Below are 15,266 nucleotides of genomic sequence, written 5' to 3' on the forward strand. Positions count from 1 at the left end.
CCGGGGCCTCGCTCTGTCTCCTCTGGTTTTCTCTTGCGAACGGAAAGCTTGCTCTCGCGAATTTGTAGGGTGTGGGCCGTACGGGCGGGCAGGATGGGCCGGCACGGACACGACGAGGGGAAGCGCGTGAAGAGGCAACGGGGTACCGGGCGCGGCCGGGGCACGGCCGCGGGGTACGGGCGGGCGGCCGGGGCGCTGGCCACGGCACTGTGCGCGGGCCTCGCCCTGCCGGGCGGGGCGTGGGCGGCGGCCGGCGGCGACGGCGCGTACGCCTTCGACGGAGCCGCGCAGCAGGTGAAGGGCGCCGTCTCCAACCTGGACGCCGCGCGGCTGAAGGCCGGCCAGACCTACCGCGACACCATCAAGAAGGACGGCAAGCTCTACTACCGCGTCGACCTCGACACGAAGCAGAACGCGTACGTCTCCGTCGTCGCCGTCCCCAAGAAGGGCGGCAAGGCCACCTACGGCGACGGCATCAAGGTGAGCATGCAGGACGGCTCCAACAGCCAGTGCGGCTACCAGACCGCCTCCTTCTCCGGCGACTTCACCCGGCCGATCGCCGCGTACGCCCACCGCACCATCGAGCCGGAGTCGACGAGCTGCACGCAGGCCGGCGCGTACTACGTCCTCGTCGAGCGCGACTCCAAGGACGGCTCGGACGGCGGCGACTGGGACCTGGAGATCCGCTATCTGACCGAGCCGGGCCTCTCCAAGGCACCCGGCCCGACCGCGCTGCCCTCGAACTGGGCCTCCGGCACGCCCCAGCCGCCCACCGGCGGCCCGCAGCGGCGCGACGGCGGCGCCGGCTTCACCGACGCCACCTCGCTGACGCAGGGCGAGTGGCGCACCGACCTCGCGCCGGGCCGGACGGTCTACTACCGGGTGCCGGTCGACTGGGGCCAGCAGCTCTTCGCCAGCGCCGAACTGGGCAGCAGCCCGGCCGGCGACGCCTACGTCTCCAACGCGCTGGTGCTCTCCCTGGAGAACCCGGCGCGCGGCCACGTCGACCAGGACTCCATGACGTACTCCGGCGACCCGGCGACCATGGCGCTCGACCCGGAGCGCCCGGTGGCCTATGAGAACCGCTTCGCGTCCAACGACTCCACCAGCGCCATGCGCTTCGCCGGCTGGTACTACCTGTCGGCGACCCTCAGCCCGGAACTGGCCAAGGACTACGGGGACAAGCCGCTGCCGCTGACCCTGCGCGTGAACATCACGGGCCAGGCCAAGCCCGCACCGCCGTACGCCGGGCCCGCCGGCGTCTTCTCGGTGACCGCGGACGACCGCGACGCGGCCGCCAGCGGCCAGAGCGCCGGCGAGGCCGAACGCAGCGGCACCCTGAAGATCGTCGGCGCGGCCGGCATCGGCGCGGGCAGCGTGCTGCTGCTCGGCCTGGGCGCCTGGTGGCTCCTGGCCCGTAGGGCGCGCTGAAATACGGCCTAGGCCTGGAGCAGGGCCCAGATCCCCACGGCGAAGCACACCAGGGCGGTGATCAGGACCGGCACCGCCACCTTGGCGGGCGGCCCCGGCCGGCGTACGGGGACCACGGCGGGCTGGTTGTGCGGCTGCTGCTGCCCGTACGGCACGGCCGCCGTGGGCGTCTGGGCGAAGGCGGCCGGGGCGGCGGGGGCCGCGACCACCCGCTGGGTCGGCGTCTGCGGCGCGGGCGCCTGCACGGGTGCGTGCTGCGGTGGCGGCGGCAGATGGAAGCTGCCGGTCTCGGACGGCCCCGGCAGGGGCGGTACGGCGTCCTGGTGCGGTGAGGGCTGCTGTACGGGTACGGGCGCGGGCGCGGCCGGGGCCGGGGCCGCGGGCTGCGGGCCGTCCGGGCCGAAGCCGGCCGGCAGCGGGCCGATCTGGTCGAAGACCTCGACCGGCTCCTCACCGGCCATGGGCTCCGGCAGCAGCTCGACGGCCGCCGTGAGCGCCTTGCGCGCCCCCGTGGCCGTCTTGAACCGCGCCTGCGGGTCGGGTTGCAGCAGCCCGGCGAGGACCTGCCAGAGCGGCTCCGGGATGCCCTGCGGGGCGCCCGGCGTGCCGTGCGCCCGGAAGTGCTCCACGAGGGCCTGCGAGTCGGGCTTGCGGCCCTGGAGCAGATAGAGCGCGACCAGACCGGCCGCGAACAGATCGGCCGTGAAGTCGGGTTCGGCGCCCATCAGTTGCTCGGGCGCGAAGTAACCGGGCGTCCCCACCACGTAGTTGGTCTCGGTGAGGCGGGGCTCGCCCTTGCGCATCGAGATGCCGAAGTCGGAGAGCCGCAGGTGCGGCCGTCCGGTGCCGGTGACCTCCATGAGGATGTTCGCCGGCTTGATGTCGCGGTGCACGACCCCCTCTGCGTGCACCGCGGCCAGACCGGACAGCAGCTGGTCGAGCAGGACGCACACGAACCGGGGCGGCAGCGCGCCGTAGTCCCCGATCACGTGCGCCAGCGAGCCGCCCGCCACCAGGTCCATCGTGAAGAGGACCTTGTCGTCGTCTGCGGCCCAGCTGGCCGGGGCGAGGACATGCGGGTGGTCGATGCGCAGCGCCTGCTCGCGCACGAAGCGGAGCAGCGCGTGGGCGTCGCTCTGCTGGAGCACCTTGGCCGCCACGTAACGGCGGCGCCGGTGGTCCCAGGCACGCCAGACCGCGCCGATCCCGCCGCGGCCGATCGGATCGATCAGCTCGTACCGACCCGCGAAGACCTCACCCATCGCGCTGCGCCCGCTCCCCGTACCGTCGGCGTTAGTTCTGGTGCGACTCGTAGTGGGCGACCGCGTCGGAGGTGCGCCCCGCGCCGTACACCCGGAGGAACTCTGCCAGCTCGGGGTGGACCGGCGCGAGCGAGTCGGCCGCCTCGATGATGTCGCCGGCCGCGGCCACGGAGCGCAGCAGGGACTGGATCTCGCGCACCACGCGGCGCACGGTGGGCGCGCCGCTGCTGGAGGTGGTCTGGCTGCCGGCGGTGAGCACGGAGCCGCCCTGGGACTTCTTGATCTCGTCCATCCGGTCGGTGGCCTCGGCGGCGCTGACGCTGCCGTCGGCTACCTGGCCGGCCAGATCCTGCAGGGCCTGGACACGCTGGACGACCGCGGGATTGCCGATCTTGGCCCGCTGGCCGCTCATCAGCTGGGACAGCATGGGCGCCGAGAGCCCGAGCACGGCGGCGAGCCTGGCCTGGTTCAGCCCGAGGTCGTCGATCAGTCGACGGAAGAGCGCCCCCAACGGCTCCCCGTACCAACTGCGCTGAAGCTCCCTGGCTCTGGCCGTGGCTTCCTGCTGCGCTGTATCCATTACTACTTCTCCCCATCCCTTGGGTTCGCCACTGCGAACCCCGGTCAGCATCTTACGGAGCGTGGTCGCCCACGGGGAGTCCCAATCCTTTTGCGGGATACGGGGGGTCACCCGGTACTCTGGTCTCGTTCCGGGGCCTTAGCTCAGTTGGTAGAGCGCTGTCTTTGCATGGCAGATGTCAGGGGTTCGACTCCCCTAGGCTCCACCGGAAGAAAGCCCCTCCGACCTGCGAAAACGCGGGCCCGGAGGGGCTTTCTGGCGTACCTCCGCGCGCCTGCGGCGGGCCCGTCGCGCCTGCCGTGACTGGACACCGACCGGACAGGCGATCGACAATACGTCGCTATTTCACAGGTTAGGGAACTCTTCATGCATCGCGGTTTCGCGCTGCGATGGTCACATGGCACCGTCGCCGAGCTGCTCACCGGCCGGAACAACAGCCTCGGTCTCCTGAGGCTGATCCTGGCCTCGGCGGTGGTCGTGTCGCACGCCCGCATCCTCGGATACGGGGGCAGGGAGTACCTGCACGCCTTCAGCGGCGGCCAGACCGACCTGGGCAAGCTCTCGGTCTACGGCTTCTTCGTCCTGTCCGGAATCCTCGTCACCCGCAGCGGTGTCCGTCTGACGCTCGGTCGATTCCTGTGGCACCGGGTCCTGCGGATCCTGCCCGGGTTCTGGGTGTGCCTGCTCGTCGCCGCGTTCGTGGCCGCTCCGCTGCTCTACTGGCGCCTCCACTCCACGATGGAGGGCTTCGGCGGGCCCGCCGGCCCCGTCGACTACCTGACGGGGAACTGGGCGGTCGCGACCCAGCAGTACGACATATCGGGTGTCATGGCGGACGCGCGATCGACGGGGCTCGTCCACAACGGAGCGTTCAACGGCGCGTTGTGGAGCCTCCGCTACGAGTTCCTCTGCTACCTCGCCGTGGCGGCGCTGGCGGTGACCGGCGTGCTGGCGCGAGCGCGCCGCGCCGTCGTCCTGATCACCGCGGTCCTCGGCTGGCTCGTCATACGTGAGGCGAGCACGGACGCGTTCTGGGCGGGCCCGTACAGCGCTCACGGCCTGCCGATCTTCCAGCTTCCGCCGTTCGGCCAGATCAACGCCTCGTTCCTCGTGTACCTCGGATTCGCCTTCGCCCTGGGCGCGGTGATCGAGCTCTACAAGGAGCGGGTGCCGGTCAGCGACCCGCTCGGGATCGCGGCCCTCGTCGTCCTGCTGGGAAGCCTGCACTTCGGCTACCTGTTCACCGTCGGCATCCCGGCCTTCGCCTACCTGCTGGTCTGGCTCGCCATCCGGCTGCCGGCACCCTGCCGTCGCATCGGCGCCAAGAACGACTACTCGTACGGCATCTACATCTACGGCTTCCTGGTGCAGCAGACGCTGGCCCTGCTCGGCCTGGCCCGTTGGGGCCTGGCCGCGTACCTGGCGCTGACCTTCGTCCTGACCGTGCTGCTCGCCGCGGCGTCCTGGCACCTCGTCGAACGTCCGGCCATGCGGGCGAAGGACCTGCGCCTCGGCAGGCGAGGCGCCGCCGGCGGCGCGGGGAAGGGCGGCGACGCGGGGAAGGGCGGCCCGAGCCGGTTCGAGCGCCCGGCCGACGTCGTCACGGCCCCGCCGAACGAGGAAGTGCGCGCGGGCCACTGACAGAGGCGAAGCCCGCCCTTGGCGGGCCTCCGCCCCTGATTTAGGCTGTGAGCCTGATCACAACAGAAGGCGGTCGTCGATGTCCGGCACGGAATCCTCCGACTACACCCAGCGGCTCGCGCGGCTGGAGAGCTCGGGGATCAAACGTCTGCTGCCCACTCAGGCGCCGTACCGGTGGAATCTGAAGCGGCTGGGTCTGGGGCGGGTCCTGGACGTCGGCTGCGGCATCGGGCGGAACCTGCTGAACTGCGGGCCGGACAGTGTGGGTGTCGACCACAACGCGACCTCGGTCGCCACGTGTCGTGAGCGGGGGCTGAACGCGTACACGCCGGACGAGCTGGCCGCGGCCCCGGACTGCGGCCCGGGTTCGTTCGACAGTCTGCTGTGCGCGCATGTCCTGGAGCACATGGACGAGACGCTGGGGAACTCGGTCCTGGAGCAGTACCTGCCGCTGGTGAAGCCCGGCGGCTCGGTGGTGCTGATCTGTCCGCAGGAGGCGGGCTACAAGACGGACGCGACGCATGTGCGCTTCGTCGACTTCGACGGGCTGCGCGCGCACGCCGAGAAGGCGGGTCTGGTCGTCGAGCGCAGCTACTCCTTCCCGTTCGCCCGGTCGATCGGCAAGGCCTTCCCCTACAACGAGTTCGTGCTTGTGGGGAAGAAGGCTTCCTGACGGGGAAAGTGGCCCAGTCGTACTGCCACTCAATGGACCGGGATCTCTGGGCCACCGAGCCCTAGATTCAGGGGTATGACGACGACGGAGCGCACGGAGAACACCGAGGGCGGGGAGAGCACGGCCCGTCCTGAGGGGCGGGCGCGGCGGGGGCTGTTGGTCGCGCAGTTCGGCAACTCCGTGGGGGACGGGGCCTTTTATGTGACCTCGGCGCTGTACTTCTCCCGGATCGTCGGGCTGTCCGCGGCGCAGATCGGCGCCGGGCTCGCCCTCGCCTGGGGCATCGGCTCGCTGGCCGGGGTGCCGCTCGGGCACCTCGCCGACCGGCGCGGCGCACGCGGCAGCGCCGTACTGCTCGCGCTGGCCACCTCGGCGGCGGTCGCCTCCTTCCTGCTCATCCGCGACTTCGTGCCCTTCCTGCTCGCCGCGACCCTGTACGCCACGGCCCAGAGCGGTCTCGCCGCCGCCCGGCAGGCGCTGCTCGCCGGGCTCGTCGGGCCGGCGGCCCGGGTCGGCATGCTGGCCCGGCTGCAGGCCACGCTCAACGCCGGGCTCGCCGTCGGCGCCGCGCTCGGCGGACTCGCCATCGCCGACGGCACCCGCACCGCCTACCTCGCCGTCTTCGCCCTCGACGCGCTCGGCTTCCTCTTCTGCGCCCTGGTGCTCCGCAGCCTCCCGGCGGTGCCCGCCAGCCCGGCCGGCGCTGCCGGCGAGCCCCGGCTCGTGGTGCTGCGGGACCGCCCGTACGCGCTGCTCGCCCTGCTCAACGCCATCCTGCTGCTCCGCATGCCGCTGCTCAGCCTGGCCCTTCCGCTGTGGATCGTGGAGCGCACCACGGCCCCGGGCTGGACGGTCTCGGCCCTCTTCGTCCTCAACACCGGTGCGGTGATGCTGTTTCAGGTGCGGGCCGCGCGCTCGGTGACCGGGCTGCCGGAGGCCACCCGCGCGGTGGGATGGTCCAGCGCCGTGATGCTCGGCTCCTGTGCGGTGTTCGCGGTGACCGCCGTCGGATTCGGCGCCTGGCCCACGGTCGCCGTCCTGGTGCTCGGCGCGGTGCTCCAGGTCGTCGCCGAGATGCGGCACTCCGCCGGCTCGTGGCAGATCGGTTTCGCGCTCGCCCCGGCCGACCGGATCGGCCAGTACCAGGGCTTCTACGGCACGGGCGTGCCGGTCGCGCGGACCCTCGGGCCGCTGCTCGTCACCACGCTGCTGATCGGCTGGGGCGTGGCCGGCTGGCTGCTCCTGGGCGCGGTCTTCCTGGTCGCGGGCCTGGCCACGGGCCCCGCGGTGCGCTGGGCGGAGCGCTCCCGGAGCGCCGCCCACTGACCCGTACGAGTGGTGTTCATCGGAAGAACTGCGCGGCGGCTGCGTGCCTCCGGACATCCCGGAGTCGCGTCCCCATCATGAGCAATGTACGAAAAGCGCGCAATCCGAAATGAACCATCCGAGAACGGCCCAGAACCCCGCGAGGCACGCGAACCGCGCGGAACCCTCGGGCCCTCGGGACTCGACACCACGAAAGTGAGGGGTCATGGCCACCGCCAAGGTCAAGCAGTTCTGGACCGCCTTCGTCTCCGTCCTCGTCGCCCTGCTCGCCTCCCTCGGCCTGGCGACGCCCGCCACCGCCGCCACCGCCCAGCCGGTCCTCGCCCAGGGCGACGAGCCGGCCCCGGCCGGCGGCGCCGAGGCCCGCGCGGAGCGCGCGGCCGTGCCGCTGCCCGCCCAGCGAACGGCACCCCACTGGCACCTCGCGCAGGGCCGCGCCCTGCCGCCCACCATCAAGCAGCGCATCGGCGCCGAGGCACACGGTTCCTCCCCGGCCGTCCGTCACCTGCCGGTCGACGGCGACGCGGCCGACGGCCACGGTGCGGCGTACGGCTCGGAGTACGGTTCCGGTTCCGGCTCGGCGTACGGCTCCGGCTCGGCCGAGCTGGCCGGCCTGGCGCTGACCGGCCGGACCGCGTAGGGCGCGGCGGGAACCTCCGCCGCGCCCCGCTCGCTCGTACGACCGCCCGTACGTCGTTCGTGCCGCAGTCCGAACGACCGCAGTCCGAACGGCCGCAGTCCGTACCGCGATCCGCAGAACGCAGCCCGTACCGGCCGGCGATCAGCGACGTTCCTCGTCGCGCTTCGCGGCCTCCTCCTCGGCCTCCTTGGCCGCCACCCCGGGATCGAGTGACGCACCGCCGTCGTCGACGGACGACAGCCCGGTCTCCTCGTCCACCTCGGTGGGAGCGGGAGGTTCGACCAGCCAGTCGGGGTTGGCCTGCTTGTCCCACCACTTCCAGGCGGCGATCGCGCCGCCGACCAGAAGCCCGAGGACCACGAGGCCCTTGGCGAGACGTCCGCACTTCGCGCGACGCTCGTGCTTCTTCATGATCTTCTCGACGTCCCTCGGCGTCACCTGACCGCGCAGCGCGGCCCAGGCGGCGGTCGAGCGCGACCCGGCCTCCTCCAGGACCGGACCGGTCGCGGCAACCGCGTGCTCGACACGCGGAACGGTGTAGTCGGCCGCCTGACGGGCGGCCTTGCGGGTCACGGCCGCACAGCGCTGCGCGGCCTCGTCGACCCGCGGCGGCACGTGCGGTGCGACCAGCGCGTCGTACTGCGTACGCGCCTGAACACGGGCCTGCGACGCGGCCTTGGAGACTTTCGGGGCGAGCCTGACGCGCGCCTCGTGTGCGTACTGAACGGCCTGGTCCCTGGCTGTCTCGGCGTACGGCGCCACCACTTCCGCGGCGTGCACGACGCTCTCCTTCGCCGAACCTGTCGCGGCGCGCACGCTGTCCATGCGGGTCACGGGATTCCTCCTCCTCGGTGGCGATGTCGGTTTTTCACCTTTCCATCCTTTTTGGAATCATGCCTGCCGTACCGCGCTCCGGCATGCGGGGCGGGCATCCGGGGCATGCGGCCATGCGAGGATGCGCACGAACGTGTGTGGTGTGGTGTGGAGGAAGGCAGAACGTGGCCGAGCAGCTGTACGCGACCCTGAAGACCGATCTGGGCGACATCGAGATTCGGCTGCTGCCGTTCCACGCCCCGAAGACGGTCCGGAACTTCGTCGAGCTGGCGCGCGGCGAGCGCGAGTGGACGCACCCGGCGACCGGTGCGGTCTCCACGGATCCGCTCTATGACGGCACGGTCTTCCACCGGGTGATCAAGGGCTTCATGATCCAGGGCGGCGACCCGCTGGGCAACGGCACGGGCGGCCCCGGCTACGAGTTCGCCGACGAGTTCCACCCGGAGCTGTTCTTCGACAAGCCGTATCTGCTCGCGATGGCCAACGCCGGCCCCGGCACCAACGGCTCGCAGTTCTTCATCACGGTCGGCGCGACGACCTGGCTCAACCGCAAGCACACGATCTTCGGCGAGGTCGTCGGCAAGGACAGCAAGGCGGTCGTGGACGCGATCGCCGCCGTGGACACCAACCCGCGCACCGAGCGCCCGGTCCAGGACGTCGTGATCGAGACGGTCGTCATCGAGAACCGCTGAACCGCTGAACCGGTTCCGGGTTCCGGGTACCCGGAACCCGGCGCCCGGTCAGGAACCTTTGCGCCCCGCCCGTCCGTATGGAGGGCGGGGCGATGTGCTTGCCCCGCCGACCCGTCCTCGGAGGACCTTCATGCACTGCTACCGCCATCCGGACGTCGAGACCGGCATCCGCTGCACGCGCTGCGAGAAGCCGATCTGCCCGGAGTGCATGGTGTCCGCGTCCGTCGGCTTCCAGTGCCCCGACTGCGTGCGCAACGGCTCCGGCACCGGTCACGCGCCGCACGCCAACACGCCGCGGACGGTCGCGGGCGGCCGGGTGGTGGCGGACGGCCGGCTGGTCACCAAGATCCTGATCGCGATCAACCTGGCCCTCTTCATCGCGGTCCAGGCGGCCGGCACCCACCTGGTCGATCAGCTCGACATGATCGGGCACGCCTACAACCCGGCGCTCGACGAGGTCGTCGGCGTCGCGGACGGCGAGTGGTACCGGCTGATCACCTCGGCGTTCCTGCACCAGGAGGCCGCGCACTTCGTCTTCAACATGCTCGGCCTGTGGGTGATCGGCGGGATCGTCGAACCCGAGCTGGGCCGGATCCGCTACATCGCGCTGTGCCTGCTGTCCGGGCTCTCCGGCTCGGCCCTGGTCTATCTCCTCGCCCCGGAGAACCAGGGCGCGCTCGGCGCGTCCGGCATCGTCTTCGGACTGATCGGCGCCTGGGTGGTGCTGGCCCGGCGGCACCGCTACGACATGCGGCCGGTGCTGATCTTCGTGGCGATCTCGCTGGTCTTCACCTTCGCCCGCCCCGGGGTCTCCTGGGAGGCGCACGTCGGCGGTCTGGTCGCGGGCGCGCTGCTCACGTACGCCTTCGTGCACGCGCCGAAGGTCCGGCGGGAGCTCGTGCAGTACGGGGCCTGCGGACTGCTGCTGCTGATCGACCTGGGCATCGTGCTGGCCCGCACCGCCGCGCTCACCTGAGCGGGGAGGGCTGTGGACGAGCTCTTCGGGAAGCTTTCCCCAGAGTTATCCACAGTGGGTGGCGGTGTGGCCGCAGGCACCCGGGTACGACCGCGCCCCCTGGCTCTGACCTGGGCTTACAGGACAGAGACAGGGGGCGGTGCGTTTCCGCACAGGCGTTCTCGCGGTCGTACCGGCGTCAACACCGTGAGGGTTATCCACAGATCTTCGTAAGTTATCCAGTGCTGTGCACAACACTGTGGATAACTCAGGGCAGAGCTTGACGCCACCGCCTGTGGGCTACCGAGCGACTACTTCCACTGCGTGGACACACCGAAGCCGGCGGCGATGAAACCGAAGCCGACGACGATGTTCCAGTTGCTGATGGACTCCAGCGGCAGCCGGCCGTCGGTGACGTAGAAGACCACGATCCACACCAGACCGATCGCGAACAGCGCGAGCATCACCGGCGCGACCCAGCTGCGGTTGGTCAGCTTGATCGACGCGGCCTGCTTCGACGCGGGCGGCGGCGTGTAGTCGGCCTTCTTGCGGATCCGTGACTTCGGCACGAGGGACTCTCCTGTCGATGCGCTGCGTGACCGCGCAGTGATCAGTGGCGGGGCGGGGTGCCGGGACCGGACGGAGCGGACCGTGACCACGGATGTGTCACAGCGCACCGCAGCCGCCGCCGGGCGTCCGTTAGCGTAGTGGTTCCGCGGCACCGAAGGGGATCAGGGTACGTTGAGCAATTCCGCCGACACTCCCACGGGACCGGGCCGAAGCCTCAGGTGGCGGCCGGTCCGGGTGCTCACCGCTGCCGTCTTCGCCCTCGCCGGACTGATCTTCGTCACCAGCTTCAACACCGCCAAGGGCACCAATCTGCGCACCGACGCCTCCCTCCTCAGGCTCTCCGACCTGATCGAGGAGCGCAGCCACAAGAACGCCGGCCTCGACGAGTCCGCCGCCGCGCTGCGCCAGAAGGTCGACGCCCTCGCCGCCCGCGACGACGGCTCCACCAAGGCCCAGGACGCGAAGCTCAAGGCCCTGGAGACCACCGCCGGCACCACCGAGACCTCCGGCCCCGGCCTCACCGTCACCCTCAACGACGCCCCGCCGAACGCCCAGGCCGCCCCCGGCTACCCCGAGCCGCAGGCCAACGACCTGGTCATCCACCAGCAGGACCTGCAGGCGGTCGTCAACGCCCTGTGGCAGGGCGGCGCCAAGGGCATCAAGGTCATGGACCAGCGACTGATCTCCACCAGCGCCGTGCGCTGTGTCGGCAACACTCTGATCCTCCAGGGCCGCGTCTACTCGCCGCCCTACAAGATCACCGCTGTCGGTGACCGCGACAAGCTGAACAAGTCCCTCGCCGACTCCCCGGCCCTGCAGAACTACCAGCTCTACGTGAAGGCCTACGGCCTCGGCTGGAAAGTCGACGAGCACAAGGCGGTGACTCTGCCCGGCTACTCGGGCACAGTGGACCTCCACTACGCGAAGCCGGTGAGCTGAAGCCTGTGAGCTGAAGCCCGTGAGCTGAGGCCGACTGCTCGGGGAGGGCCGGTGGCACTGCGCCTGGTCGTACGGACCCTCAGCGAACTGTGCATCACCGCCGGCGCCCTGATCGTGCTCTTCGTCGCCTACCTCCTGTACTGGACCGGCGTCCAGGCCGACAGCGCCACCGCGGGCCAGCTCGACACCCTCCAGCAGGAGTGGGTCGACCGCCCGGTCGAACCGGTCGCCACGCCCGGCGGGCCCGGCACTCCCGCCACCCCGCCCGCCCCCGCCCCGTACACCGCCGGCAAGGGGTTCGCCGTCATGTACGTGCCCCGGCTCGGCCGGGACTGGGAGTGGCCGGTTCTGGAGGGCACCGCCGTCGGCACCCTCAAGAAGGGCCTCGGCCACTACGCCGGCACCGCCCGGCTCGGCGAGACCGGCAACTTCTCCGTGGCCGGCCACCGCCGCACGTACGGAGATCCGTTCAAGGACTTCCCCCGGCTGCGCAAGGGCGACGCCGTGGTCCTCACCGACGGGACGACCTGGTTCACGTACCGGATCGACCGCGAGCCCTACCGGACCGTGCCCACCGACACCGGCGTCATCGACCCCGTCCCCAGGAAGTCGGGGTTCTCCGGGCCCGGCCGCTACCTCACCCTCACCACCTGCGATCCCGAGTGGGGCAGCAGCCACCGGCTGATCGCCTGGGCCCACCTGGACGCCACCCAGCCGGTGGCGGCCGGTCGTCCACAGGCTTTGGGCAGCTGACCCGCGAGCGCCCCTCCGACCCGTACTCTGGTCCCCGTAACGAACGGAAAGGGGCGGCGGACGTCATGTACGGATGGATCTGGCGGCATCTGCCGGGCAACGCCTGGGTGAAGGCGCTGATCTCGGTCGTGCTGGTGCTCGCGGTCGTCTACGCCCTCTTCCAGTACGTGTTCCCCTGGGCGGAGCCGCTGCTTCCGTTCAACGATGTGACGGTGGACGGCCAGTGAGCGCGCGAATTCTCGTCGTCGACAACTACGACAGCTTCGTCTTCAACCTCGTGCAGTACCTGTACCAGCTCGGCGCCGAGTGCGAAGTGCTCCGCAACGACGAGGTGGAGCTCGCCCACGCCCAGGACGGCTTCGACGGAGTCCTCCTCTCGCCCGGGCCGGGCGCGCCCGAACAGGCCGGGGTGTGCATCGACATGGTGCGCCACTGCGCCGCCACCGGGGTGCCCGTCTTCGGCGTCTGCCTCGGCATGCAGTCCATGGCCGTGGCGTACGGCGGAGTGGTCGACCGGGCACCCGAGCTGCTGCACGGCAAGACCTCGCCGGTCGTCCACGGGGGCAAGGGCGTCTTCGCCGGACTGCCCTCGCCGTTCACCGCGACGCGCTACCACTCGCTGGCCGCCGAGCCCGCCGCCCTGCCGGCCGAGCTGGAGGTCACCGCGCAGACCGAGGACGGCATCATCATGGGGCTGCGTCACCGTGAACTGCCCGTCGAGGGCGTGCAGTTCCACCCCGAGTCGGTGCTCACAGAGCACGGGCACCTGATGCTCGCCAACTGGCTGGAGCAGTGCGGCGACACGGGCGCGGTCGCGCGGTCGGAAGGACTCGCGCCGGTGGTGGGCAAGGCCGTCGCGTGACGGCCGGGTCGCCGTGGTTCCGGGCGGCGAACCTGCCGGAGGAACCGGAGCACGGGCCCGAGCACGGGCCGGGGCAGGCACCGGGGCAGCTGCCCCCCGACGGGTCGATACCCGGCTCCGGTCCGGTCCCGCAGCAGGGGTACGGGACGGAGACGTCCGGCTACGAGACCTACGAGGCCTACGAGCAGCCCTATGAGCGGCCCTACGAGCCGATACCGGGCCCGGAGGCCTACGGGGACCACGGGGCCGCCTACGGGGCCGAGGAGGCGCTTCAGGAGCCTCAGGCGCCTCAGCAGCCGCAGGCGCCGCAGGAGACGTATTACGCGGACCAGGGGGCGTACGCCGCCACGCCCGCGTACGAGCCCGCCGGGTACGCCGCGCCGCTCGCCGGGGACCCGGTCACCGTCGACGTACCGGACGACGACCTGACCGGCCGTCCGGACGACTCCGGGACGATGGCGCTGCGCACCGTCGAGGAGCCCTCTCAGGGCCCCGGGCCCGCCGCCCCCGGGCCGGGGCGCGCCGAGCGCCGCAAGGCCGCCCGGCGCAAGGGCGGACGCGGTGGCGTCGCCGTCGCCGCGGCCGGGCCGGAGCCGGCCGCCACGGACGAGCAGGCCCGCCCGCTGTCCCGGGTCGAGGCCCGCAGGGCCGCCCGCGCCGCCAAGGAGAGCCTCGGCGTCGTCCTCAGCCGCGCGGTCGGCGAACTCTTCATCACCTTCGGCGTGGTGATGCTGCTCTTCGTCACCTACCAGCTGTGGTGGACCAACGTCCGCGCCGGCCAGGAGACCGACCAGGCCAAGCAGGACATCGAGAACTCGTTCAACCAGGGCGACAAGGACCCGGGCGCCTTCGAGCCCGGCAAGGGCTTCGCCATCATGTACATCCCGAAGCTCGACGTCGTCGTCCCCGTCGCCGAGGGCATCAGCAAGACCAAGGTCCTCGACAAGGGCATGGTCGGCCACTACGGCGAGGGCAAGCTGAAGACCGCGATGCCCGCCGACAAGCAGGGCAACTTCGCCGTCGCCGGCCACCGCAACACCCACGGCGAGCCGTTCCGCTACATCAACCAGCTGGAGCCCGGCGACCCGATCGTCGTGGAGACCCGCGACGCCTACTACACGTACGAGATGGCGAGCATCCTCCCGCAGACCTCGCCGTCCAACGTCTCGGTCATCGACCCGGTGCCGCGGGGCTCCGGCTTCAAGGGACCCGGCCGCTACATCACGCTCACCACCTGCACGCCCGAGTTCACCAGCACGTACCGCATGATCGTGTGGGGCAAGCTCGTCGAGGAACGCCCGCGCGACAAGGGAAAGCCGGACGCGCTCGTAGGCTGAACCCCACCATCGACACCACCACTTCGGAACGGGACGGCCCTGTGGCACGAGCGCGCAACCGGATCGCCGGGATCATCAGCGTCTTCGGCGAACTCCTCATCACCGCGGGCCTCGTCCTCGGTCTCTTCGTCGTCTACTCGCTGTGGTGGACCAACGTGCTCGCCGACCGGGCCGCCGGCAAGGAGGGCGACCAGGTCCGCGACCACTGGGCCGCCGACCCCGGCCCCGGCGCCCTCGACACCAAGGACGGCATCGGCTTCCTGCACGTGCCGGCCATGGGCGACGGCGAGGTCCTGGTGAAGAAGGGCACCGACAGCGACATCCTCAACGGCGGCGTCGCCGGCTACTACACCGAGCCGGTCAAGTCCGCGCTGCCGCAGGACAAGCAGGGCAACTTCACGCTCGCCGCGCACCGCGACGGCCACGGCGCCAAGTTCCACAACATCCACAAGCTCAAGACGGGCGACGCGATCGTCTTCGAGTCCAAGGACACCTGGTACGTCTACAAGGTCTACAAGACCCTCCCGGAGACCACGAAGTACAACGTGGACGTCCTCATGCCGGTCCCCAAGGAGTCCGGCAAGGCGAAGCCGGGCCGCTACATCACCCTCACCACCTGCACCCCGATGTACACGTCGGACTTCCGCTACATCGTGTGGGGCGAGCTGACCCGCACGGAGAAGGTCGACGCCCAGCGCACGCCGCCCGCCGAACTGCGCTGAGCACCCTGCGCTCCGCACAACGAAAGTGGACCCGCCCAGAAGGGCGGGT

17 protein-coding genes and 1 tRNA gene are annotated in these 15,266 nt (G+C 71.1%); 14 read left to right on the plus strand and 4 right to left on the minus strand.

Going from position 1 to position 15,266, the window contains the following annotated elements:
* Positions 1–126 precede the first annotated feature (126 nt).
* Positions 127–1,431: a hypothetical protein gene (locus tag KV205_RS01350; RefSeq protein WP_265861441.1), complete on the plus strand. Its 1,305-nt coding sequence runs from the start codon at positions 127–129 to the stop codon at positions 1,429–1,431.
* A gap of 8 nt (positions 1,432–1,439) precedes the next feature.
* Here KV205_RS01350 and KV205_RS01355 read toward each other — a convergent pair whose 3' ends face one another.
* Positions 1,440–2,693, minus strand: coding sequence for a serine/threonine-protein kinase (locus tag KV205_RS01355; protein ID WP_265861442.1), 1,254 nt, complete (start codon positions 2,691–2,693; stop codon positions 1,440–1,442).
* A 31-nt stretch (positions 2,694–2,724) separates the two neighbouring features.
* Positions 2,725–3,273, minus strand: a complete 549-nt coding sequence (locus KV205_RS01360) for a DNA-binding protein (protein ID WP_265861444.1) — start codon at positions 3,271–3,273, stop codon at positions 2,725–2,727.
* 132 nt (positions 3,274–3,405) lie between these two features.
* Here KV205_RS01360 and KV205_RS01365 point away from each other — a divergent pair.
* From KV205_RS01365 to KV205_RS01385, 5 genes are all read left to right on the plus strand, one after another.
* Positions 3,406–3,478, plus strand: a tRNA-Ala gene (locus tag KV205_RS01365).
* A 161-nt stretch (positions 3,479–3,639) separates the two neighbouring features.
* Positions 3,640–4,914, plus strand: a complete 1,275-nt coding sequence (locus tag KV205_RS01370) for an acyltransferase (RefSeq protein ID WP_265861445.1) — start codon at positions 3,640–3,642, stop codon at positions 4,912–4,914.
* Between the two features lie 79 nt (positions 4,915–4,993).
* On the plus strand, positions 4,994–5,587 hold the full coding sequence (locus KV205_RS01375; RefSeq protein ID WP_265861447.1) for a bifunctional 2-polyprenyl-6-hydroxyphenol methylase/3-demethylubiquinol 3-O-methyltransferase UbiG: 594 nt from the start codon (positions 4,994–4,996) through the stop codon (positions 5,585–5,587).
* 75 nt (positions 5,588–5,662) lie between these two features.
* Positions 5,663–6,913 carry an MFS transporter gene (locus KV205_RS01380; RefSeq protein WP_265861448.1) on the plus strand — a complete coding sequence of 417 codons (1,251 nt, stop codon included), beginning with the start codon at positions 5,663–5,665 and terminating at the stop codon, positions 6,911–6,913.
* Positions 6,914–7,118: 205 nt separating this feature from the next.
* Positions 7,119–7,553: a DUF6344 domain-containing protein gene (locus tag KV205_RS01385; protein ID WP_265861450.1), complete on the plus strand. Its 435-nt coding sequence runs from the start codon at positions 7,119–7,121 to the stop codon at positions 7,551–7,553.
* A gap of 141 nt (positions 7,554–7,694) precedes the next feature.
* Here the strand turns inward: KV205_RS01385 and KV205_RS01390 are convergent, their stop codons facing one another.
* The gene (locus tag KV205_RS01390; protein ID WP_265861452.1) at positions 7,695–8,387 is read right to left on the minus strand and encodes a DUF5324 family protein; all 693 of its coding nucleotides are present in this window, start codon (positions 8,385–8,387) and stop codon (positions 7,695–7,697) included.
* 164 nt (positions 8,388–8,551) lie between these two features.
* Between KV205_RS01390 and KV205_RS01395 the strand changes: the two genes are divergently transcribed.
* On the plus strand, positions 8,552–9,079 hold the full coding sequence (locus KV205_RS01395; protein WP_265861453.1) for a peptidylprolyl isomerase: 528 nt from the start codon (positions 8,552–8,554) through the stop codon (positions 9,077–9,079).
* A 130-nt stretch (positions 9,080–9,209) separates the two neighbouring features.
* Positions 9,210–10,055, plus strand: coding sequence for a rhomboid family intramembrane serine protease (locus KV205_RS01400; RefSeq protein ID WP_265861454.1), 846 nt, complete (start codon positions 9,210–9,212; stop codon positions 10,053–10,055).
* A 290-nt stretch (positions 10,056–10,345) separates the two neighbouring features.
* Here KV205_RS01400 and crgA read toward each other — a convergent pair whose 3' ends face one another.
* Positions 10,346–10,603: a cell division protein CrgA gene (crgA, locus tag KV205_RS01405; protein WP_265861455.1), complete on the minus strand. Its 258-nt coding sequence runs from the start codon at positions 10,601–10,603 to the stop codon at positions 10,346–10,348.
* Positions 10,604–10,775: 172 nt separating this feature from the next.
* On the opposite strand from crgA, the gene KV205_RS01410 reads away from it, so the two are divergent.
* The 6 genes from KV205_RS01410 (at position 10,776) to KV205_RS01435 (ending at position 15,217) form a co-directional block, all read left to right on the plus strand.
* Positions 10,776–11,543: a DUF881 domain-containing protein gene (locus tag KV205_RS01410; RefSeq protein WP_265861456.1), complete on the plus strand. Its 768-nt coding sequence runs from the start codon at positions 10,776–10,778 to the stop codon at positions 11,541–11,543.
* 51 nt (positions 11,544–11,594) lie between these two features.
* On the plus strand, positions 11,595–12,296 hold the full coding sequence (locus tag KV205_RS01415; RefSeq protein ID WP_265861457.1) for a class E sortase: 702 nt from the start codon (positions 11,595–11,597) through the stop codon (positions 12,294–12,296).
* A 65-nt stretch (positions 12,297–12,361) separates the two neighbouring features.
* Complete coding sequence (locus KV205_RS01420) at positions 12,362–12,523, plus strand: hypothetical protein (protein ID WP_169092881.1); 162 nt, start codon at positions 12,362–12,364, stop codon at positions 12,521–12,523.
* Positions 12,520–13,158: an aminodeoxychorismate/anthranilate synthase component II gene (locus KV205_RS01425; protein WP_265861460.1), complete on the plus strand. Its 639-nt coding sequence runs from the start codon at positions 12,520–12,522 to the stop codon at positions 13,156–13,158. The genes KV205_RS01420 and KV205_RS01425 overlap by 4 nt, the downstream gene beginning before the upstream one ends.
* Positions 13,155–14,495: a class E sortase gene (locus KV205_RS01430; RefSeq protein WP_265861461.1), complete on the plus strand. Its 1,341-nt coding sequence runs from the start codon at positions 13,155–13,157 to the stop codon at positions 14,493–14,495. The genes KV205_RS01425 and KV205_RS01430 overlap by 4 nt, the downstream gene beginning before the upstream one ends.
* Positions 14,496–14,536: 41 nt before the next feature.
* Positions 14,537–15,217 (plus strand): class E sortase, encoded by a 681-nt coding sequence (locus KV205_RS01435; RefSeq protein ID WP_265861463.1) that lies wholly within the window; start codon positions 14,537–14,539, stop codon positions 15,215–15,217.
* Positions 15,218–15,266: the final 49 nt, after the last annotated feature.

The sequence above is a fragment of the Streptomyces sp. SKN60 genome, assembly GCF_026236535.1.
Classification (GTDB): domain Bacteria; phylum Actinomycetota; class Actinomycetes; order Streptomycetales; family Streptomycetaceae; genus Streptomyces.

Bases quoted from the DNA above. Each gene is read 5' to 3' on its own strand.
- KV205_RS01355 (WP_265861442.1), bottom strand. From the start codon at position 2,693: ATGGGTGAGGTCTTCGCGGGTCGGTACGAGCTGATCGATCCGATCGGC.
- KV205_RS01360 (WP_265861444.1), bottom strand. From the start codon at position 3,273: ATGGATACAGCGCAGCAGGAAGCCACGGCCAGAGCCAGGGAGCTTCAG.
- KV205_RS01370 (WP_265861445.1), top strand. From the start codon at position 3,640: ATGCATCGCGGTTTCGCGCTGCGATGGTCACATGGCACCGTCGCCGAG.
- KV205_RS01375 (WP_265861447.1), top strand. From the start codon at position 4,994: ATGTCCGGCACGGAATCCTCCGACTACACCCAGCGGCTCGCGCGGCTG.
- KV205_RS01380 (WP_265861448.1), top strand. From the start codon at position 5,663: ATGACGACGACGGAGCGCACGGAGAACACCGAGGGCGGGGAGAGCACG.
- KV205_RS01385 (WP_265861450.1), top strand. From the start codon at position 7,119: ATGGCCACCGCCAAGGTCAAGCAGTTCTGGACCGCCTTCGTCTCCGTC.
- KV205_RS01400 (WP_265861454.1), top strand. From the start codon at position 9,210: ATGCACTGCTACCGCCATCCGGACGTCGAGACCGGCATCCGCTGCACG.
- KV205_RS01420 (WP_169092881.1), top strand. From the start codon at position 12,362: ATGTACGGATGGATCTGGCGGCATCTGCCGGGCAACGCCTGGGTGAAG.